This is a genomic window from Mycobacterium sp. (assembly GCF_049647605.1).
GTDB lineage: Bacteria > Actinomycetota > Actinomycetes > Mycobacteriales > Mycobacteriaceae > Mycobacterium.
On sequence record NZ_JBARXZ010000108.1, the window covers coordinates 1 to 21,668 of the forward strand.

Annotated in this window: 11 protein-coding genes; 9 read left to right on the top strand and 2 right to left on the bottom strand. The window is 64.1% G+C overall.

Annotated features, from left to right (window positions below):
- Positions 1 to 367 precede the first annotated feature (367 nt).
- Complete coding sequence (locus tag WBB07_RS13850; RefSeq protein WP_526308565.1) at positions 368 to 1,468, top strand: class I SAM-dependent methyltransferase; 1,101 nt, start codon at positions 368 to 370, stop codon at positions 1,466 to 1,468.
- 32 nt (positions 1,469 to 1,500) lie between these two features.
- On the opposite strand, the gene WBB07_RS13855 is transcribed toward WBB07_RS13850, so the two are convergent.
- Positions 1,501 to 2,004 (bottom strand): DUF2505 family protein, encoded by a 504-nt coding sequence (locus WBB07_RS13855; RefSeq protein ID WP_526308567.1) that lies wholly within the window; start codon positions 2,002 to 2,004, stop codon positions 1,501 to 1,503.
- A 369-nt stretch (positions 2,005 to 2,373) separates the two neighbouring features.
- Here WBB07_RS13855 and WBB07_RS13860 point away from each other — a divergent pair, with 369 nt between their 5' ends.
- The 6 genes from WBB07_RS13860 to WBB07_RS13885 all read left to right on the top strand — a co-directional run bounded on the left by WBB07_RS13860 (position 2,374) and on the right by WBB07_RS13885 (position 12,878).
- Positions 2,374 to 3,138, top strand: coding sequence for a class I SAM-dependent methyltransferase (locus WBB07_RS13860; protein WP_526308569.1), 765 nt, complete (start codon positions 2,374 to 2,376; stop codon positions 3,136 to 3,138).
- 108 nt (positions 3,139 to 3,246) lie between these two features.
- A complete protein-coding gene (locus WBB07_RS13865) occupies positions 3,247 to 4,518 on the top strand; it encodes a glycosyltransferase (protein ID WP_526308571.1) in 1,272 nt (423 codons plus the stop codon).
- A gap of 179 nt (positions 4,519 to 4,697) precedes the next feature.
- A complete protein-coding gene (locus WBB07_RS13870) occupies positions 4,698 to 4,928 on the top strand; it encodes an MbtH family protein (RefSeq protein WP_526308573.1) in 231 nt (76 codons plus the stop codon).
- Positions 4,929 to 4,949: 21 nt separating this feature from the next.
- Positions 4,950 to 11,144 carry an amino acid adenylation domain-containing protein gene (locus WBB07_RS13875; protein ID WP_526308574.1) on the top strand — a complete coding sequence of 2,065 codons (6,195 nt, stop codon included), beginning with the start codon at positions 4,950 to 4,952 and terminating at the stop codon, positions 11,142 to 11,144.
- Between the two features lie 45 nt (positions 11,145 to 11,189).
- Positions 11,190 to 12,137, top strand: coding sequence for a metal-dependent hydrolase (locus WBB07_RS13880; RefSeq protein WP_526308576.1), 948 nt, complete (start codon positions 11,190 to 11,192; stop codon positions 12,135 to 12,137).
- 66 nt (positions 12,138 to 12,203) lie between these two features.
- Complete coding sequence (locus WBB07_RS13885; protein WP_526308578.1) at positions 12,204 to 12,878, top strand: methyltransferase family protein; 675 nt, start codon at positions 12,204 to 12,206, stop codon at positions 12,876 to 12,878.
- A 25-nt stretch (positions 12,879 to 12,903) separates the two neighbouring features.
- Here the strand turns inward: WBB07_RS13885 and pks2 are convergent, their stop codons facing one another.
- Positions 12,904 to 19,224: a sulfolipid-1 biosynthesis phthioceranic/hydroxyphthioceranic acid synthase gene (gene pks2, locus WBB07_RS13890; protein WP_526308580.1), complete on the bottom strand. Its 6,321-nt coding sequence runs from the start codon at positions 19,222 to 19,224 to the stop codon at positions 12,904 to 12,906.
- A 288-nt stretch (positions 19,225 to 19,512) separates the two neighbouring features.
- On the opposite strand from pks2, the gene WBB07_RS13895 reads away from it, so the two are divergent.
- Both WBB07_RS13895 and WBB07_RS13900 read left to right on the top strand, forming a co-directional pair.
- Positions 19,513 to 21,264, top strand: coding sequence for a fatty-acid--AMP ligase (locus WBB07_RS13895; protein ID WP_526308614.1), 1,752 nt, complete (start codon positions 19,513 to 19,515; stop codon positions 21,262 to 21,264).
- A 96-nt stretch (positions 21,265 to 21,360) separates the two neighbouring features.
- Positions 21,361 to 21,660 (top strand): hypothetical protein, encoded by a 300-nt coding sequence (locus tag WBB07_RS13900; RefSeq protein WP_526308582.1) that lies wholly within the window; start codon positions 21,361 to 21,363, stop codon positions 21,658 to 21,660.
- Positions 21,661 to 21,668: the final 8 nt, after the last annotated feature.

The window sequence follows — 21,668 nt, forward strand, 5'->3', positions numbered from 1 at the left end:
CAGTGGTGCATTGGGGCTAACGCTGTCAGCGTGGGGCAAAGTCACCTACTAGTACGAGGACACATTCCAGGGCTCGAGGATTGTTTACAATCAGTCGAGGCATTGTTACATTCACGCCCGTCAATAATGAGTGTTTTCGCGATCGAACATTTCCCGACGAGTGTTTCGGCAATTGATGCGTGCGCAGGACGGGCGCGTGGTGTACTACCGGCCAAACCACGCTGCCGGCAGGCGCCGGCGTCACAGGTGCTCGCGGGAGGGCATGATCAGTCAACCCGGAAACGGTGCATCCGGCAAGCTCACCCGGGTGCTGCCCGTTGAGCCCGTCTGAGATGCATTGCTCTATCCGAGAATTGGAGGACCGCCGGTGGTCGTAACCGACACGCGGACAGTGGATCGCACCAATCTGCACCGGCTATGGAAAGCGATTCTCCTAGGCGCGGCATTCGCAGTGGCCGTGGCGTGCTATTTGGCGCCGATTCTCCTGGTCGTGATCGGCGTGGTCCTGGTGGTGCTCCTGGTCGGGCGTCTCGGCTATCGGGGTCGAGACCGCTTCATCCCCAATTTGTATGCTCGCGACATCGGGGTTTACGACGACAAGTACCGGGCTTTCATCAGCCGGACAATTTCAGATCTTCGCCAACGCAAGATTCGTGACCACCCGCTGCTGCAGGAAGCATCACAACTGCCGCAAGGACGGAACTCCGACGAACTCGTGCTCGATCTGGGCGTTTGGATCGGCTGGTCGACGCGGCTCACCGCTGATGCTTCCGGGCGCACGGTTCATGGCTTCGATACGTTTGAAGGCTTGGTGGAGGACTGGCAGATCGACGACCAGGCCGTCGTCAAACGCGGCACCTTCTCCTTGACGGAACCGCTTGCGCAACGGCTGATGCCGGATACCGGGGTGCACCTGGAGGATGGTGTGCCCGCGCCACTCGGTCGCCCGGTGCAGTTCATCAAGGGAAGCACATACGATACGTTGGCTCCGTTCCTGGCCGACCACCCGGGCGCCCCCATCAGGCTCTTCCACATGGATCTGGATACCTATGAGAGTTGCCTGCATGCGTTGGAAACCTGCAAGGACCACTTCACCAAGGGGTCGATCCTGGTTTTCGACGAATACCTGGTTACCAACGGTGAAATGCGGGCATTTTATGAATTCCAGAACCGCTACGGCCTCGAATGGCAATACCGCGCCTGGGGTCTCGAAATCTGGGAGATGAACGTCGAGATGGTCACTGCGCGTTGGAAACGTGCGGTGTACTACCTGTTCGCGATCATGGTGTATTGGTCGGTTGGAGGTGGCAACTACGCGTGGGCGGCCTTCAACAAGCGGTTCTGGCGATTCTGGTTGGGTGCGCCGATCGGCGACATCCTTTTCATGCTCGGTGCCGCTGGGCAGCGAAAGTCGGTGAGCCTGGAGATCACCGGGCTGGGAAAGCTGGAACAGCACCCGCAAGCGTGAGCTGGGCGGTCGATAACCGTTGTTGTCCAGCGTTATCCATGTTCATCGATCCATGTCGTGGTGAACCGCACCACCGTCGGGATGCTCTCGGCCAGGTTGGCCCCGAAGGATTTCTCGAGATTGCCGCCGACCAGGGGGATCTTCACATCGACGCGCCCGGCGAAACTCAGTTTCGAACCGTGGGCGGTCGGCTCGAGCCGAGTTGTCGCACGGCATGATCCGAGTCCGCCGGAAACCGAGGCGGTGATCTGTCCGCGTACCTGGCCGTCGCCGTCGGGGGTCCAGGTCTCAGCATGGACCAGTTGCACGTCACCGGAGACGAATTTTGAGACCAGTCCGGGCAGCATCAGCCGGCCCAGCCGCTGGGTGACACGCACTCCCACTGTCCCGTCGGCGGCCACGGTCAGGGAATCCAATGTGGTGTCGGCCTCTCCGGAACCCAGTCGGGCCAGCCAGTAGTCCTCGCGACCGAACGCAGCATGGATCTGGTCGACAGTGGCGGGCGATTCGGTGAGGCCGTCGAATGAACGCGACATAGCAGAACTTCCTACCAAGGACAGGGCCACCGTGGGTCATAGTTGTCGGATTTGGTCCTTGGCAGCAGTTGTCGGAGAACACCGACCGGGCTGGGGGAGGTGGCGTGGATCTTGTTGACGAGCAACACGATAAGTCCCGGCTGCGTGTCCACGGTCGGGGGATTCACGCCGCTCCCTCTCCCCGCCATCGGACACCTGTTCGTCGATTCGACGCAAGGGAACACCGCTGGTGGTTTAAGGTCCAGATCTGGTGCCGTGCGAACTAGCTGCGCGAAACCAGCAGGCATCTGCCGAGACCACCACAACGAGTCCTGGCGTACCGGCCGGCTACCCCCGGGCAGAAGCCCATTTCGATGAGAGGATCCGCGTGTGGGCATCAACAACGGACTGGTGATGTTGGCGGATGCCATGCCGGGCGTCAACCGGATCAGAGCTGTGCAGCGGGCACTCGAGGGCCGGTCGGCGCCCGTCTATCTGGAGATCGGTGTTTCGCGCGGACAGGCATTCCAGCGGATCGACGCCGATGTGAAGATAGCGGTCGACCCGGCGTTCAAGCTTTCCGAACGCGCCCGCGAACTCGCAGATTCGAAGGGCCGTGCCACCCACTACTTCGAGACGACCAGTGACGCGTTCTTCGAGAGCGAGTCGGAATTTCTCGAACGGCACCCGATCGACGTTGCCCTGATCGACGGGCTGCACACCTATGAGCAAGTGGTACGCGACGTCGAGAACACCGTGCGTCACCTACACGAGGATGGTGTCATCTTCCTGCACGACTGCAATCCCCCGTTCGCCTTGGCCGGTCGCCGCGCCGAGTCGTGGGACGACTTCATGGCACAACAGAAAGGGCCTCTGGCGATCGGGATATGGAACGGCGACGTCTGGAAGGCGATCGTGCACCTGCGTAGCACCCGTCCGGACCTGCTGGTCGGCGTGCTCAAGTGCGATCAAGGTGTCGGATTCGTGCGAAAAGGCACCCCGGACTCGACTCTGTCCTATAGCGCAGAACAAGTCGACGCGCTCACCTACGCAGACCTCAAAGCCGATCGGGTGCGGCTGCTCAACCTCAAGTCGCCCCGCTATCTGGACGAGTTCCTCGCCGCAGGCACCGCAACTCCGCCGAAGCCGAGGTAGCCGGGCCGCGGTCCGCCTCGCGGCGAGCTTCGCTGCCGGGCCGCGGCATTGGTGGAAATTGTTCAGGAATCATGCCGGTAGCTCGATGAAGCGAGGTTGGAACCCGCGATGAAATTTGTGCTCGCAACGTGGGGCAGCCGTGGCGACATCGAGCCCACTCTGGCCGTCGGCCGCGAACTGGTGCGCCGTGGGCATGACGTGCAGATGGCCGTCCCGCCCGACCTGGTCGGATTCACTGAAGCCGCTGGACCGGTCGCAGTTGCCTTCGGTCCGGATTCGCAATCGATTCTCGATGCCCACCGCGATTTCTGGACCTGCTTCTTTCGTAGTCCGTGGAGGCTGCGGGAGCTGGTCAGGGCGAGGACCGAAATCGCCGGTCCGCTGCTGCGCGGCTGGCAGGAGATGAGCACAACGCTGACGTCGCTGGCAGACGGGGCGGACCTGCTGTTCACCGGCATCAACTTCGAGGACGCCGCCGCCAATGTTGCGGAATACCACGATATTCCGTTGGCCACCTTGCACTACTTCCCGCTGCGGCCGAATCGCCAGGTCCTGTCGTTCTTGCCGGCGCCGCTGGGTCGCGCGGTGGTGAGGGCCTTCTGGTGGGTTTCCTGGCGCGGGACCAAAAAGGTCGAGGACGCTCAACGTCGGGAACTGGGACTGCCCAAGTCGTCGGGGTCCGCACCCCGCCGGATCACCGATCGAGGATCACTGGAGATCCAGGCCTACGACGAGGCGTGCTTTCCCGGGCTGGCCGACGAATGGTCGGGCGTGGCTGATCAGCGGCCGTTTGTCGGCACGCTGACCCTGGAGTTGGCAACGGAGGCCGACGCCGAGGTCGAGTCGTGGATTGCCGCGGGAACACCGCCGATCTTCTTCGGATTCGGCAGCATACCGGTGGAGTCCCCGGCGGAGACGATCGCCATGATCGCCGCAGCCTGCCAACGGTTGGGCGAGCGGGCGCTGGTGGGCGCCGCCGGGACCGACTACAGCAATCTGCCGTGCCCAGAGCACGTCAAGGTTGTGGGCACGCTGAATTACGCGACCGTGTTCCCGGCGTGCCGTGCTGTTGTCCATCACGGTGGCTCCAGCACCACTCCCATCGGAATGCGGGCCGGTGTTCCTCAGCTGGTGCTCTATTGGGACATGGTGCACGCGATCTACGGGGCCGCGGTCAGACGACTGAAGGTGGGCACCGCCCGACGCTTTTCGACAGCCTCGGAGGAGACGCTGGTAGCCGACCTGCAGACGATTCTTGCTGCCGATTACGTCGCCCGAGCCCGTGATCTGGCCAACCGGATCACCGAACCCGCGCGCAGCGCGGCAGCGGCCGCCGATCTACTCGAAGATCGTGCCCGAACCGGTCAACGCCGCAGGTGACAGCGCTGTTGCCGCACCGTTGCTGAATATGCGGCACCATGCCGATCGTCCGTGGGTGTGACCGGCGTCACACCCAAGTTCGGGACAGCGGTCCCGCGCGCGAAGTACCGTTCTGGCACACGTTCTAGAACTTGTTCTAGCCATGCCAAACAGGCTGTCTTGAGAAACTGGTGAATACCGTGAGTGTCAATCCGTTCGATGATGACAACGGCAGTTTTTTTGTCTTGGTCAATGACGAGGAACAGCACAGCTTGTGGCCGGCCTTTGCTGAAATCCCGGCAGGCTGGCGGGTTGTGCTGGGCGAAGCTGACCGCGCCGCTTGTCTTGACTACATCGAACAGCATTGGACCGATATTCGGCCGAGGTCTCTTCGCGACAGGCTGGCGGCGGGCGGGACTACTGGTAACTGAGACGACCGGGTCGGGGGATCCATGGATCAAAGTGTCGATGCACGCCCGCTGACGCGTGCACAGCTGGATATTTGGCTTGCGCAGGAAACCGGTCATTCCGACACGGACTGGCAGATCGGCCTGTTGGTGAAAATCGAGGGCGCGCTCGACCGCGATGCCCTCGAGTGGGCGATCCAACGCGTGATGCAGGAAGCTGAACCGGTCCGGGTCGTCATCTTCGACGTGGACGGTGAGGTATTCCAACAACCCGTCGACTATCCGGACGTCGAGTTGGACACCCACGACCTGAGCTCATTGCCCGACCCTGAGCAGAAAGCTCAGGAGATGGCGTTGGCGATTCAGCGCACGCCGATGCCGTTCACCGGCCCGCTGTTCAGGTTTGCACTGTTCCAGACCGGACCCCAGGAGTGCTATCTCTTCGGGTGCTTTCACCACATCGTGGTCGACGCAGCCGGCATCGGCCTCATCGGTAACAGGGTGGCGACGGTCTACTCGGCACTTGTCACCGGAGAACCGATCCCGCCGGCCTTCTTCGGCTCACTGCAGGACTTGGTGGACTTCGAATCAGAGTACGAAGCGTCCGACGACTACCGCGATGACGAGGAGTACTGGACGCGGAACCTCCCGGTGGAAAGTGGACTGCCGCAAACGCCGCCGCCGGCTGACGAGCAGCGAGATCCGAATTGGCGGTCGGAGCCTGTTCGCTTGGACGCTGCGGTGATCAGGCGGGTCGACGAGTTGGCGCACGTATGGAACATGTCTCGCTCGTCGGTCCTCACCGCGGCGTGCGCCCTGTTGGCCCGTGGGTGGTGCACGCAGGGTTCGGAGATGGTTCTCGACTTTCCGGTGAGCAGGCGCGTCGGCCCGAAGTCAAAAACGTTGCCCGGCATGACGGCCGGGGTGGTGCCGCTGGTGTTGACGGCGTCGCCCGAGGCGACGGTGGCAGAATTCTGTGCGCATGTCGACGCGCGAATCCAGGAAGCGCTGCAACATCAGCGGTTCCCCGTGCACGCACTCGAGCGCAAAGCTCAAGCCCACGACCCGGCACAGACGGCCAACAGGGTGGTTGTCGACTTCTTTCCGCTGGCCTTCTCACTGGACTTCGCCGGCGCGTCGGCCTCGGCATCGATGACCAATTCGGGCTTTGTAGGGGCTTTCGGATTGATCTTCTACGGCATCGGTGACGAGCTCTACCTCAGCACTCTTGGTGCCGGACAGCTCTTTTCGAACTCTGACGTCTCCGACCTGGCGCAACGGTTGCGGCGGGTGTTGGTGGGGTTGGTGTCTGATCCGGGGCGGCGGGTGTCGTCGGTGGATGTGTTGGATGAGGTTGAGCGTGGTTGTCTTGATGGTTGGGGTAATCGTGCGGTGTTGTCTGGGGTGGGGGTGTGTCGGGGGTCGATTGGGTCGGTGTTTGCTGCTCGGGTGGTGAGTGGGCCTGATGTGGTTGCGGTGTCGTGTGGGGGTGTGTCGTTGACGTATCGGGAGTTGGATGTGGCTTCGGATGTGTTGGCGCGGGTGCTTGTTGGTGGGGGTGTGGGGCCGGGTTTGCGGGTGGCGTTGGTGTTGCCGCGGTCGGTTGAGGCGGTGGTGGCGATGGTGGCGGTGGTGAAGACGGGTGCGGCGTATGTGCCGATTGATCCGTCGGTGCCGGTGTCGCGGATGGATTTTGTGTTTGGTGATGCTGGGCCTGTTGCGGTGGTTGGTGTGGGGGAGTTGTTGTCGCGGTTTGAGGGTCGCGGTGTGTTTGTGGTGGATGTGTCTGATTTGGGTGGGTTGGCTGATGTGGGTGGGTTGGCTGATGTGGGGTTGTGTGGGTCTGGTGTTGATGATGTTGCGTATGTGATTTATACCTCGGGTACTACTGGGACTCCGAAAGGTGTTGCTGTTCCGCATCGTAACGTGGTCGGGTTGTTGGATACGTTGGATGTTGAGATGGGTTTGGCGGGGCAGGTGTGGTCTCAGTGTCATTCGTTGGCGTTTGATTTTTCGGTGTGGGAGATCTGGGGGGCGTTGCTGTTTGGTGGTCGGGTGGTGGTGGTGGGTGATGAGGTGGTTCGGTCGCCTGAGGATTTTCATGCGTTGTTGGTTGCTGAGCGGGTGACTGTGTTGAGTCAGACGCCGTCGGCGTTTTATGCGTTGTTGGCGGTGGATGGGTTGGGTTCTGGGTCTCGTGGTGAGTTGGGGCTCGAGGCTGTGGTGTTTGGTGGGGAGGCGTTGGAGCCGCAGCGGTTGCGGGGGTGGTTTGCTGATCATCCGGGGTTGCCGCGGTTGATCAATATGTATGGGATTACCGAGACGACGGTGCATGCGTCGTTCCGGGAGATTGTTGTTGGTGATGTTGACAGTGTGGTCAGTCCTGTTGGGGTGCCGTTGGGGCATTTGGGTTTTTTTGTTTTGGATGCGTGGTTGAGGCCGGTGCCGGTGGGGGTTGCTGGTGAGTTGTATGTCGCTGGTGGGGGTTTGGCGGACGGGTATGTGGGTCGGGCGGGGTTGTCGGCGTCGCGGTTTGTGGCGTGTCCGTTTGGGGCGCCGGGGATGCGGATGTATCGCACTGGGGATGTGATGTGTTGGGGTGTTGATGGGCAGTTGCGGTATTTGGGTCGTGCTGATGAGCAGGTGAAGATTCGTGGGTATCGGATCGAGTTGGGTGAGATTCAGTCGGTGTTGGCTGGGTTGGATGGTGTGCAGCAGGCGGTGGTGATTGTTCGTGAGGATCGTCCTGGTGATAAGCGGTTGGTTGGTTATGTGACTGGGGTGGTTGATCTTTCGGTGGTGCGGGCGGGGTTGGTGCAGCGGTTGCCGGAGTATATGGTTCCGGCTGCGGTGGTGGTGGTTGAGGTGATGCCGTTGACGGTGAACGGCAAGTTGGATGTTCGGGCGTTGCCGGCGCCGGATTATCAGGATGTGGGGCGGTATCGGGCTCCTGGTGATGCGGTGGAGGAGATTTTGGCTGGGATTTATGCCCAGGTGTTGGGGTTGGAGCGGGTCGGGGTCGACGAGTCGTTTTTTGAGTTGGGTGGCGACAGTATTTTGTCGATGCAGGTGGTGGCGCGGGCGCGGGCTGCGGGGGTGTTGTGTCGGCCGCGTGATGTTTTTGTGGAGCAGTCGGTGGCGCGGTTGGCGCGGGTGGCTGTGGTTGCTGATGGTGATGATGGTGTGGTTGATGATGGTGTTGGGTCGGTGGTGGCGACTCCGATCATGCGTTGGTTGCAGGAGGTGTCGGGTCCTGTTGGTGAGTTCAATCAGAGTGTGGTGGTGCAGGCGCCGATTGGGGTGACTGAGGCTGATGTGGTGGTGGTGTTGCAGGCGGTGTTGGACCGGCATGCGATGTTGCGGTTGCGGGTTGGTGATTCGTGGTCGTTGACGGTGCCGGAGCCGGGGTCGGTGGATGCGCGGGCGTGTGTGCGTTCGGTGGAGGTGTTGTCCGATGAGGTGGTGGTGGCGGCTCGGGGGCGGTTGGATCCGGCTGCTGGGGTGATGTTGAGTGCGTTGTGGGTTCCTGCGGCTGGTCAGTTGGTGTTGATTGCTCATCATTTGGTGGTTGATGGGGTGTCGTGGCGGATTCTGTTGGAGGACTTGAATCTTGCTTGGGTTCAGCATCGTGGTGGGCAGCAGGTGGTGTTGCCGTCTGCGGGGACGTCGTTTGGTCGGTGGGCGTCGGTGTTGGCTGAGCATGCGTATGCGGGGCGGGTTGTTGAGCAGGCTGGGGTGTGGCGGGAGATAGCGGGGTTGCCGGCGTTGTTGGCGGCGGTGGAGCCTGGTGTTGATACCTATGCCGGTGCGGGGAGTTTGTCGGTTGAGCTTGATAGTGAGACGACGCGGTTGTTGTTGGGTGAGGTGCCGGCGGCGTTTCATGCGGGGATCAATGACATTTTGTTGATTGCGTTTGGGTTGGCGTTGGCGGAGTTTTTGGGTAGTGGTGGTGCGCCGATTGTGATTGATGCTGAGGGGCATGGTCGGCAGGAGGAGGCCCTGGGTGAGGGGCAGTTGGTGGATTTGTCGCGGACGGTGGGGTGGTTCACGACGAAATATCCTGTGGCGCTGAGGGTTGGGGGTGTGGAGTGGAGTCAGGTGTTGGCTGGTGGGCCGGGGTTGGGTGTGGTGGTCAAGGAGGCCAAGGAGCAGTTGCGGGCGGTGCCGGATGGGTTGACGTATGGGTTGTTGCGGTATTTGAACACTGATACCGATGTGGGTGTGGTTGATCCGGTGATCGGGTTCAATTATTTGGGTCGGTTGGGTTCTGGTGGTGGTGAGGTCTCTGGTGATATGTGGGAGATCCGTCAGGATGGGTGGTCGGTTACTGGTGTGGCGGCGGCGATTCCGATGCCGTTGATGCATACCGTGGAGCTCAATGCTGGGACTGTGGATACCGAGGGTGGGCCGCGGTTGCGTGCTGGGTGGACGTGGGCGCGTTCGGTGCTCGGTGAGGAGCAGGTTGCTCGGTTGAGTGGGTTGTGGTTTGACGCGTTGGCCGGTATTTGCGCGCATGTTGTTGATGGCGGCGGCGGCCTGACCCCCTCCGACATCGAACCCGCCAGCCTGACTCAACCTCAGATCGACGAGCTGTGCCTGCCGGAGAAGGTCGCCGACATCCTGCCCCTGACACCACTTCAGCAGGGGCTGCTGTTCCAGGCTGACGTCGCCCGCCGCTGCGGAGACGATGTCTATGCGGTGCAACTGGAGATCACGTTGACCGGGCGACTGGATCAACACCGGATGCGTGACGCCGTTGGCCTGGCGGTGCGCCGTCATCCCAACCTGGCAGCCAGATTCTGCACGAAGTTCGCCGATCCCGTCCAGATCATCCCGGCCGATCCAGAAGTACCCTGGCAGTACCTCGATCTCAGCGGAGATGACTGCAACCTAGATCAGAGGATCGCGAAACTCTGTGCTGCCGAACGTATTGCGGTGTGCGACGTCACCGGCGACATGCCGTTGCGGGTGGCGTTGCTGCGTCTCGGTCCGGATCGGCACCTGCTGGTCCTGACAAATCACCACATTCTGTTGGACGGTTGGTCCTTGCCGATCCTGTTGGGAGAAGTGTTCGCCGGCTACTACGGGCACCGGCTACCCGCCGCTGTGCCCTACCGCAGGTTCATCAGCTGGCTGGCCGATCGTGACCTGGAGTCGGCCCGCAACGCCTGGGCGCAAGCACTGGCCGGGTTCAGCACTGCCACCCTCGTGGGCCCGCAAGGCCGGTCGGCCGCGGGGCCGAGAGATGTCCTCTCGCTGAAGCTATCCGAGGACACCACAGCCGCGGTGGGCGAGTTGGCACGCGCCAGCCACACCACCGTCAGCACAGTGCTCCAGGCCGCCTTCGCCCAGCTGCTGAAGTCGCTCACCGGCCACCACGATGTCGCCTTCGGCACAGTGGTCTCCGGCAGGCCGGACGAGGTCCCCGGGGCGGACGCGATGGTGGGCCTGCTGATCAACACGATCCCGGTGCGAGCCACCATGACCGCGGCCACCACCACAGTCGAGGTCCTCGAGCAACTGAAACAACACCGCAACCGCACAGTTGGCCACGAGCATCTGGGGCTCAGTGAGATTCACCGCCTCAGTGGACGGGAAAGCCTGTTCGACACCGTCTTCGTCTACGAGAACTACCCGACTGACGCTGCCACGCTCTCCGGCGCCGATGGATTGGCCATCACCGACCTCAGGGCTCGCGATCATTACCACTATCCACTGACGGTCCAGGCGATTCCGGGTAGTGAGTTGGAACTGCGGATTCAGTATCGCGTGGATCTGTTCGAAGCGACGGACATCGCGGCACTGGCCGAGCACTTCAATCGGCTGCTGGTCGCGATGACCACCGACCCCAGCCGGGCGTTGGCGTCGATTGAACTGCCGGATCAGGTCCGCAGCGTCTGCTCGATGTCGCTGCGGCCCACTACGGCCGGCCCCGATCCGCAGGGCGGCCCCCGGGTCCCGGTCGGTCGGGTCGAACTGAGCTTGGCCGGTATCTATGCCCAGGTACTGGGGATCGAGTCAACGACCCACATCGGGGCCGACGATTCGTTCTTCGACCTGGGGGGTGACTCTCTTTCGGCGATGAGGGCGATCGCCGCGATCAACATGGCCTTCGGTACCGAGCTGCCGGTGTCGGCCATGTGCGAGGCCCCGACCGTCACCAGCCTGGGGGAGAAGGTGGTCGGACACGGCGGCTCGGCTGAGGAAGCGCCTGCCGCGGGGTCGGAAAGCGATGGGTGAATCGCTGCCGGTCGGGCGAGTGTGGAGGAATCGAGGGTCGAAACCGTGACGGATCTGCGAGTGCGGAAGATGCGATTCGGGTTCCCCGACTATGACGTTCCCTTCTTGTGGAACGAATCCAATCCCGCGTTCTCCAGCGCGGCAAATGCGCTGTCGTTCTTGGCGATCGGGTTCGAGAAGATGATCGTGGCCGCGATCTCCGAGGCGATGCCGCTGATCACCGATCCGGAGGTCGCCGAGGAGGCCGACGCCTTTCTGCGTCAAGAGGCCCAGCACACCATGGCTCACCGTCAGCACGCAAAAGCTCTGATCAAGGGCTATCCAGCGCTGAAAGAGACACTCGACGAGGTGATCGCGTCGTTCGACGATCTGACCGCCACCAAGCCGTTGCGGTACCGGCTGGCTTACACCGCCGATGTGGAAGCCACGTTCACCTCTTCGTTCAAACTGATGCTCGACAACGCCGAAACCTTGTTTGCACAGGGAGATGATCGGGTGGCGTCGCTGTTCCTATGGCATTTTGTCGAGGAGATCGAACATCGGAGCTCTGCCCTGATCGTCTACGACGCTGTTGTCGCCGATCCGTGGTACCGCATGCGAGTGGCGCCCTCGGTGTTCAAACATGCCGGAGCAGCCATGACAACCGCCGCCAAGGGGTTCAACAAGTACATTCCGCTCGAGGAGCGCAGGGTCGACGCGATGTCGATGTCCGGCGGTCCGGGGTTGAAAAAGACGCTGGTCCAAAGGTTTCCGGTCTTGCAGAAGTGCCCCTTCCTGGAGGTTCCCGACTACGGGCCGCACCAGCAGATCTACTCGCAGGTGCGGCTGCGGGAGAAACTGGCCGCCGCATACGGGGTGGTGCGCAGCCAGATTCCGGGTCACAATCCGGCCCACCAGCAGTTACCAGCCCTGGCCTCGGAGTGGTTCGCCCGTTACGACGCCGGCCATGACGTCACGCGCTGGTACACCGCAGCCCGTGCGCAGCCGTTGTGAGGTTCGTCCGATGGTGGATCGCTGCATGACAACGGCGCCGGGTAGGCACAAACGCTCAGGAGGATCGTGAAAGCCGTTCTGACAGTGGTGGTATCCGGGCTTGTCCAGCTGGTAGCCATCGGCCTGTTGCTTTTCCTGCCGGCGGGCACATTCGACTTCTGGCAAGCATGGCTGTTCTTGGCGGTGTTCGCCTTCTCGGCGTGGCTGCCCAGTATCTACCTGCAGCTGACCAATCCTGCCGCGCTGCAACGTCGGATGCGTGGCGGCCCGGCCGCGGAAGCCCGAACCGTGCAGAAGATCCTCATGGTCGGCTTGTACGGGTCGTTGGCGGCGATGTGTGTGGTCAGCGCACTCGACCACCGCTTCGGCTGGTCGTCGGTACCGACAGCGGTGTGCTGGGTGGGTGGCGTGCTGGTGGCGGCTGGACTCGCTGTGGTGGTGCTGGTGGTTGTCCAGAACAGCTATGCCTCCACCACTGTCCAGGTGGAGGCGGGCCAGACGGTCGTTTCCACCGGGCTGTACGGGGTGGTGCGGCACCCCATGTACACCGGCAATGTGCTCATGTTGGTCGGCACGCCCCTTGCACTCGGCTCGTATTGGGCTCTCCTGTTTGTCCTTCCCGGGCTGATCGTGCTTGCCTCACGGATCCGCGACGAGGAGAAACTCCTCCAGGAAGAGCTGGACGGATACCGGCAGTACACCCAGGCGGTTCGTTACCGGCTGGTGCCTTGCATGTGGTGACACCCGACGGCGGCGAGCCCGCTGGTCACGTGGATTCGGTGGGCATCAGCTTGTCGAACAGCACCTCGGCCAGCCGGCGAACCGTACCGACCGCGAGGTCGCTCGAGGCCAGGCGTATCCCGGTTTCGGTCTCGAGACGGGTCCGAAGTTCCAGGGCGCCCAATGAATCCACTCCGTACTCGGAAAGGGGTCGGTCAGGATCCACTGTGCGACGCAGGATCAGACTGATCTGATCCGAGACCAGACGCCGCAGCCGGGCAGGCCACTCCTCCGGAGGTAGCTCGTCGAGTTCCGACCGCAGTTTGCTGGTTCCGGTGTGGTTCTGTCCGACCTTGAACGCCTCGGCGAATGGGCTGCGCTGTGCGAAGGCGGTCAGCCAGCTCGTGCCGATGATCGGTGCGTATCCGGTGTAGGCGCGGTCATGCCGCAGCAGCGTTTCGAAAGCGTAGGCGCCGTCGTCGGGGCGCACGGCGGCGCCGGCACCCGCAGCGAACTCGGTTGCGCGTCCGATCTGGCCCCAGGCGCCCCAGGCGATGGAAGTGGCGGGCAGACCCTGCGTCCGGCGCCACCTGGTGAAGGCGTCCAGCCAGCTGTTGGCGGCCGCGTAGGCGCCCTGACCGGGTGAACCCACCAGTGCGGCCGCCGAGGAGAACGAGCAGAACCAATCCAGCGGTTGATCTGCGGTAGCAGCGTGAAGGTTCCACGCTCCATCCACTTTTGGCGCCCAGTCGCGCTCGATGAGTTCGTCGGTGATGTTGTCCAGCATGGCGTCCTCGACCACCGCCGCGGCGTGCAGCACACCGCGGATCGGCAACCCGGTGGCCGTCGCGGTGGTCACCAGGTCGGTTGCGGTGCCCGGGTCGGCGATGTCACCGCAGTGCACCACGACATCTCCGCCCATCTCACGGATCATCTCGATCGTCTCCAGCGCCTTGAGCGTCGGCTGCGAACGGGAGGTGAGCACAATGCGCCCGCATCCCGACGCGACCAAGGTTTCGGCGAAGAACAATCCGAGACCCCCAAGGCCGCCGGTGATGAGATAGGCGCCGTCAGGGCGGAAGACCTGGGCTTGCTCCGGATCGATCACCACAGCGGTGCGGCCCGTGCGCGGCACCTCGAGCAAGAGCTTGCCGGTGTGCTGGGCCGCACCCATGATGCGGATCGCGGTGGCGGCGTCGGCCAAGGGATAGTCGGTGTGCCCGGCCGGAGGCAGCTCGCCGTCCGCCGCCAGGCTGAACACTTTCCGCAGCAACTGCCCGACCCGCTGCGGGTGGCTGACGGTCATCAGTGCCAGGTCCAGGTAGTAGAACGTGAGATTGCGCCGGAACGGGAGGAGCCCGAGCCGGGTGTTGCCGTAGACGTCGCGTTTGCCGATCTCGACAAACCGCCCACCGACGGCCAGCAATTCGAATCCGGCGCGCTGTGCTTCTCCGGTGAGGGAGTTCAGCACGATGTCCACGCCGTACCCATCGGTATCGCGGCGAATCTGGTCGGCGAATTCAGTGCTACGCGAGTCATAGACGTGGGTGATTCCCATGTCCCGCAAGAGTTGCCGGCGTTCTTCACTGCCCGCGGTGGCGAAGATCTCGGCCCCCGCGGCGCGGGCGATGGCCACTGCCGCCTGGCCGACACCTCCGGTTGCGGAGTGGATCAACACCCGGTCCTGTGAGGTGATCCCGGCCTGATCGTGCAGGCCGTACCAGGCGGTGGCGGTCGCCGTGGCCACCGCGGCCGCCTGATGGTCGGTCAGCCCCGGCGGGAGTGCCGCGGCGAGACGGGCGTCGCAGGTGACAAAAGTGCCCCAACAGCCGTTCGGGGAGAAGCCGCCAACACGGTCACCGACCTGGTGGTCGCTGACATCCGGACCGACGGCGGTGACCACTCCGGCGAAATCCATACCCAGTTCCGGCAGCGCACCGTCGATGCTGGGGAACAGGCCCATCGCGATCAGCACATCGGCGAAGTTGAGGCTCGACACGGTGACGGCCACTTCGATCTGGCCCGGCCCCGGCCGAACGCGCGGGCAGGCCACGGGTTCCAGAGTCTCCAGGTCACCGGGTGTGCGGATCTGCAGACGCATCCCGTCGTGTTCGTGATCGACGACGGTGGTTTGGCGTTCTTCGGGGCGCAGCGGAGTCTGGCGTAACCGCGCCGCGTACCGCGCGCCGTCGCGCCAGGCAGTCTCGTCCTCAGGGGTGCCGCTGAGCAATTCACGGGCCAGCTGCTCGGCATCGGTGGACTCGTCGGTATCGATGTGCGCGGTGCGCAGGTGCGGATGTTCGGCGCCGATCACCCGCACCAGCCCGCGTAGCCCGCCGTGGGCGAGATTGGCCACGTCGCCCGGCAGCACGGCCTGGGCGGTGCGGGTCACCACGAAGAGCTGCGGCAAGTGGCCTTGGAACCGAGTCAACTCGCGGGTGATCCGCACCAGATGCTGCACATACTCGCGGCCCAGCAGCGGGGACTGGTCCTCGGCGACAAGGGCGGGCGGTTCCGTGAGGATCACCACACCGGTGTATCCACCGGTGTGCAGCTGCTCGCGGAGCTGTTCGGCGGGTGCGGTGTGATCACCGTGCCGTGGCCATTCCATGGTGGTGCACTGTGCGCCATGGGCTTTCAACGCATCGGCGACGTTGCCCGCCATCACGTCACCGGTGTCGGCGGTGCTGACCAGCAGCCAGGTCTGGCTGTCGGCCGGCGTGCTCTCGGGTAGCTGCCGCTGCTGCCAGTCGACGGTCAAGAGCCGTTCGCTCAGCAGCCGGTCCACCCGGGTCTTTTCGGCTGCCCCGGTGCCGCACAACAGTCCCTGCACGCTGAGCAGGACCACCCCGCTCTGGTCGAGCACGTCGAGATCGGCCTCGATCCCGGACGAGTCGACGTTGGTCACCCGCAGATAGCAGTATCCGGCGCTGCGGCCGGATCCGTAGGCGCGGAGTCGTTTCACGCCCAACGGCAAACCCATGACGCCCTCGCCCACCGCTTGCACGCGGGGGCTGGCCCCCACCGACTGGAAACACGCATCCAGCAGCGCGGGATGCACACCGTAGGCACTGTGCTGTGACCGGAGATGACCCGGTAGCGACACCTCGGCCAATACGGAGCCGCTGGCGTCATCGCTGATGTGGAGGGCGCCGAGGCCGGCGAACGCCGGACCATACTGAATGCCAAGCAATTTCAGGCCGTCGCGAACCCCCGCGCCGTCTTCTCGGCGTGGATGGGAGGCCAGCAGCACCGACATGTCGTACGCAGGCGGGGCCTGCATCTCCACGGAATGAAGCACCGCACTGGCCTGCCGTGTTTGCTCGCCGCTGCGACTCGAGTTGTCGTCTCGGTGCGACTCGATGAGAAGGTCCGCGACTCCGGGCGCGGACAGCGTTGTCGAGACCCCGGCCGTGGTCTGGGCATCCAGCAGCAGTGCTTGTTCGAACCGGAGGTCGCGAACCTCGGCGGAGTCGCCCAGCGCGACGCGCGCCGACGCCAATGCCATTTCGCAATAGGCCGCCCCCGGTAGTACCGCAACATCGCGGACCCGGTGTTCGGCGAGCCAGGGATGGGCGGCGGTGCCGAGCTCGGCTTGCCACACGTGGCGCTCGGGTACCTCCGGCAACCGCACGTGTGGACCCAGCAGCGGATGCACCGAAACGGTGTGACCGCCCGGTGTGGAGGAGTCGGGAGCGTCCGGGTGCAGCCACAGCCGGCGGTGCGTCCAACTCGGCAGCGGCGCGTCGACCAGACGCCCGCTGGGGTACGGCACCGCGAAATCCACCGCGGCGCCCGCGCTGTGCAGGTCCGCGACGAACCTGTACAGGCCGTGTGGCAACGCTTGGTCGCGGCGCATGCCGGCGAGCGTGGCCAGTGGTATGTCGACGCTGTCGGCGGTCTGCTCGACGGCGTGGGTGAGCAGCGGATGGGGCGCCAGCTCGGCGAAGATCCGATAGCCGTCCTCCAGTGCGGCCCGCACCGCCGCGGCGAAACGCACCGTGTTCCGCAGATTGCGCACCCAGTATTTGCTGCTGCACACCGGCTGCTCGCGCGGGTCGAATCCGGTCGCCGAGTAGAAGGGGATCTCCGGCGTGCGCGGTTCGACCTCGGAGAGAGCCACCGCGAGTTCGTCGAGAATCGGGTCGACCTGGGGTGAATGGGAGGCGACGTCGACGGCCACTCGGCGAGCCATCACGTCACGCTGTTCCCAAGCCGCGACCAGTTGCTCAACCGTCTCAGTGGCTCCGCCGATGACGGTGGACGACGGTGAGGCCACCACCGCGACCACCACGTCCTTGATGCCACCTATCGTCAACTCCGAAAGCACTTGCTTGGCAGGAAGTTCCACTGCTGCCATGGCTCCGGAGCCGGCGATGCGTGACATCAGCCGGGAGCGGCGGCAGATCACGCGTACCCCGTCTTCGAGTGACAGCGCGCCGGCGACCACCGCCGCGGCGGTCTCACCCATCGAGTGCCCGATCACCGCGCCCGGGCGGACACCGTGGGATTTCATGGCCGCCGCCAATGCGACCTGCATGGCGAACAGGGTGGGCTGCACGCGGTGGATGCCGGTCACCACCTCGGGCGCCGCCATGGCCTCGGTCACCGAGAACCCCGACTCGCCGGCGATGAGCGGTTCGATTCGGGCGATGGTGGCGGCGAACACCGGTTCGCCGGCGAGGAGGTCTGCTCCCATCCCGGCCCACTGCGAACCTTGCCCGGAGAACACCCAGACCGGTCCGTGCTCGTCCTGCCCGATCGCGGCCGGATACGCGGTGTCGCCGGTGGCGACCTCGCGCAGGGCCCGGGCGAGTTCTGGTCGACTGGTCGCGGTGACGGCGGTTCGCACCGGGCGGTGAACACGCCGGCGGGCCAGGGTGTAGCCCAGATCCGCCAGGGCCACGTCTTCGTGTGCCTGCGCCCAGTCGGCCAGCCTGCCGGCAGTGCGGCGCAGCTCCTCTGCGGAGGTGGCCGACAGCGGGAAGAGCAGTGGTGCCGTGCCGACGGTAGCCGCGGGTTCGCCGGCCGCCGGGGCCTGCTCCAGAACGGCGTGCACGTTGGTTCCGGAAACCCCGTACGACGACACCGCCGCTCGGCGCGGATACCGCGGGTCGCCTGGCCACTTGGTGTTCTCCTGTGGCACGAAGAGTTTGGTGTCGATACGCGCCATCTCATCGGGTAAGCGGGTGAAGTGAAGATTCCGCGGAACCGTGCCGTGCTGCAGGGCGAGGACCGCCTTGATCAGTCCGAGTGCGCCGGAGGCCGACTGGGTGTGGCCGAAATTGGTCTTCGCCGACCCGAGCGCGCACGGGCCGTCGACGCCGTAGATCTCGCTCAGGCTTGTGTATTCGATGGGATCTCCCACCGGGGTGCCCGGGCCGTGGGCTTCGACCATGCCGACGCTATCGGCCGCCACGCCTGCAACCGCCAGCGCCGTCCGGTACACCGCAGCCTGTGCGGTGGCCGACGGCGTCGAGATGTTCACGGTGTGGCCGTCCTGGTTGGCGGCGGTTCCGCGGATCACCGCCAGGATCCGGTCACCGTCGGCGAGCGCGTCCGGCAGCCGTTTCAGCAAGACGACCGCGCACCCCTCGCCGCTGACGTACCCGTCTGCGGCGACGTCGAAGGCATGACACCGCCCGGTGGGGGACAGATGGCCCGCCGCGGTACCCGCGATGTACTTCCGTGGGTCCAACATCACGTAGGCCCCGCCTGCGAGCGCAAGATCGCTGTCGCCGTCGTCGAGGCTGCGACAGGCCATGTGCACGGCAAACAGGCCCGATGAGCAGGCGGTGTCGAGTGCGAGCGCGGGTCCGTGCAGACCTAGGGTGTAGGCGATACGCCCGGCCGCCATGGCGAAGGTGTTACCCGAGAACCCGTAAGGGCCTTCCATCGCGTCGGAGTCGGTCGACACCAGTTGGTAGTCGTAGTGGGTCAACCCGGTGAACACACCGGTCAGCGATTCGGATATGGCTTCGCGTGTCAGACCGGCGTGCTCCATGGCCTCCCACGAGGTCTCCAGAAGCAAGCGGTGCTGCGGGTCCAGCGCGGTGGCTTCGCGCTCGTTGAGACCGAAGTGCTCCGCATCGAAGCCGGCGACGTCGTCGAGGAATGCGCCCCATTTTGACCTCGTCCGACCCGGGACACCCGGCTCGGGGTCGTAGAACTCGTTGTTGTCCCAACGGTTGCGGGGTACCTCGGTGACCAGGTCGTCACCTCGCAGCAACGCCTCCCAGAGCAGTTCGGGGGAGTCGATACCACCGGGCAGCCTGCAGGCCATGCCGATGACAGCTACCGGAGTGGTCGTTGTGGCGTTTGTGGTGGTCGAAGGACCCGTCGATTCGAAGTCGCTCTGCCCAATCATCGATCGCAAAGAAATGAAACCATCCCGTCTCAGCACAGCAACGTCCACACGGCGTCGAGCGCCGCTCGATTCATGCTCTGGCTCCCCGACCCAGGGCAAGGCAATTATTGACGCAGACGTCGGCGTAGCGGGCCGGTTTTCCCGGATTCACCGCCGCGGGGGACTCTCCGGCGAAGCCGGTGGCCGGCAGGGTGCCCGAGCCCGCCGATCCGCCGCCCTGCGACCCGAACTTCCATATTCGATCGTTACAGCGGCCGCAGCTGCTGTAACTTGCATCGCGTGACACAGGTGGTTGAGACATCCATACCGGCTCTCATACGCGAACGCGCCAGTCTGCAGCCGGATGACACGGCACTTACTTTTGTTGATTACGACCAGGATTGGGCCGGCGTTCCCCTGAGCTTGACCTGGCCGCAGTTGTACCGGCAGGCGCGCAACGTGGCCCGCGAGCTCAGACTGTGCGCTGCACCCGGAGATCGGGTGATGATCGTTGCGCCGCAAGGGCTCGAGTACATCGTCGGTTTCCTCGGCGCGCTCGAAGCCGGACTGATCCCGGTTCCGCTTGCGGTCCCGTTCGGAGGCGCCACCGACGAGCGGATAGATTCGGTGCTGCGCGATGCCGTACCCGCGGCTGTTCTGACAACGTCGCCGGTCACCGCTGCGGTCGCCCAGTCCGTTGTCCCGCCGACCGGACAGGCCGCGCCGTCGATCATCGAGCTCGATCTGCTGGATCTGGATGCGCCGATCAAGCCCGGCGCCTACGGAAGCAACTCCGACAGCGACGACTACCAGGCCACCGCGTATCTTCAATACACTTCGGGCTCAACACGTTCACCAGCGGGCGTGATGATCTCCTACAAAAACGTTCTGGCCAATCTGCAACAGATCACCACCGACTTCCTGGAGGACGGCGGTCTGGTGACCCCGCCGACCATCCTGTCGTGGTTGCCCTTCTATCACGACCTGGGTTTGATCATCGGAATATGCACACCGGTCATCGCGGGATTCCCCACCGTGCTCACCAGCCCGCTGTCATTCCTGCAGCGGCCGGCTCGCTGGATGCAGCTGGCGGCAAGTCATCCGCGGGTGTTCACCTCGGCGCCGAACTTCGCCTTCGACGTGGCGGCCCGGAAAACCTCGGATGACGACTTGGCCGGACTCGATCTCGGCGATGTCCTGCTGATCCAGAGTGGCGGCGAGCGAGTACATCCCACGACGATCAAGCGTTTCACCGACCGGTTTGCCCGCTTCAATCTTCGTGAGGCGGCGATACAGCCGTCGTACGGGCTCGCGGAGGCGACCCTGTACCTGGCGGCCCGCACGCCGAGTGAGCCGCCACGAATCGTGGAGTTCGACTCCGAGAGCTTGACCACCGGCCGGCCGAAACCCGGCGACGGGGGTACGCCGTTGATCAGCTACGGCAAAGCGCTCTCACCGATCTCGCCGCTGGTGCGGGTTGTCGATCCGGAGACCGGTGTCGAGTGCCCTGAGGGTGAGACGGGTGAGATCTGGGCGGCCGGCGACAACGTCAGTGCGGGCTACTGGCACAAGCCCGAGGAAACTGCGCGCACTTTTGGCGCCACCATCGTCGAGCCGTCGGCCGGCACACCCCACGGGCCGTGGCTTCGGACCGGGGATCTGGGTTTTCTCTTCGACGGAGAGTTGTTCATCGTCGGCCGGATCAAGGATCTGTTGATCGTCCGCGGGCGTAACCATGCCCCGGACGACATCGAATCGACGATCTCGGATATCACCCGGGGTCGGTCCGCGGCGATCGGCGTAGCCGATGATGGTTCCGAGCAGCTGGTTGTCATCATGGAGGTCAAGGCGCGCGGCGAATCCGAGTCGGACGTCAGGGAAGCGCTCACCGCGGTCAAAAACCAAGTCACCTCGGCGATCTCGAACTCGCACGGTCTTTCGGTCGCGGATCTGGTTCTGGTGGCGCCGGGTTCGATACCGATCACCACCAGTGGCAAGGTCAGGAGATCGGCGTGTGTCCAGGCATACCAGGGGAATCGGTTCGCCCGGGTGGATGCTTGAGACCTGGTGAACGCGACGTGGCGAGTACGTGACGGTTCGGCATGCCGTCCGGCGATTCGTCTGGCCCGTTCACGCGCGACACGCTATGAATCTACGGTGAGCAACCACCATGTGAACCTGACTCCACAGGAAAATTCGTTGATCGACGAGTCCGACCCGCACGCTCTTGCCCGCATGGACGAGAAGGCTCTCAAGGAGCTGCAGAGCCGGCTGCGGACTGCGCGCGAGAAGAACTTCAGCCTGTTGCGGCGCCAAGGTGCGGCCCGCGTGGAGGCCGAGGGTGCCCGGGGCGCCGCCCAGCCGGCCAATGAGAAGCGCAGCGAAAAGGTGGAGGTTTTCGACGAGGCGCTCGCGCGGGTGGGTCAACAACTCGAGGCCGTCAGCGATCCCGAGTAGCGGAACCG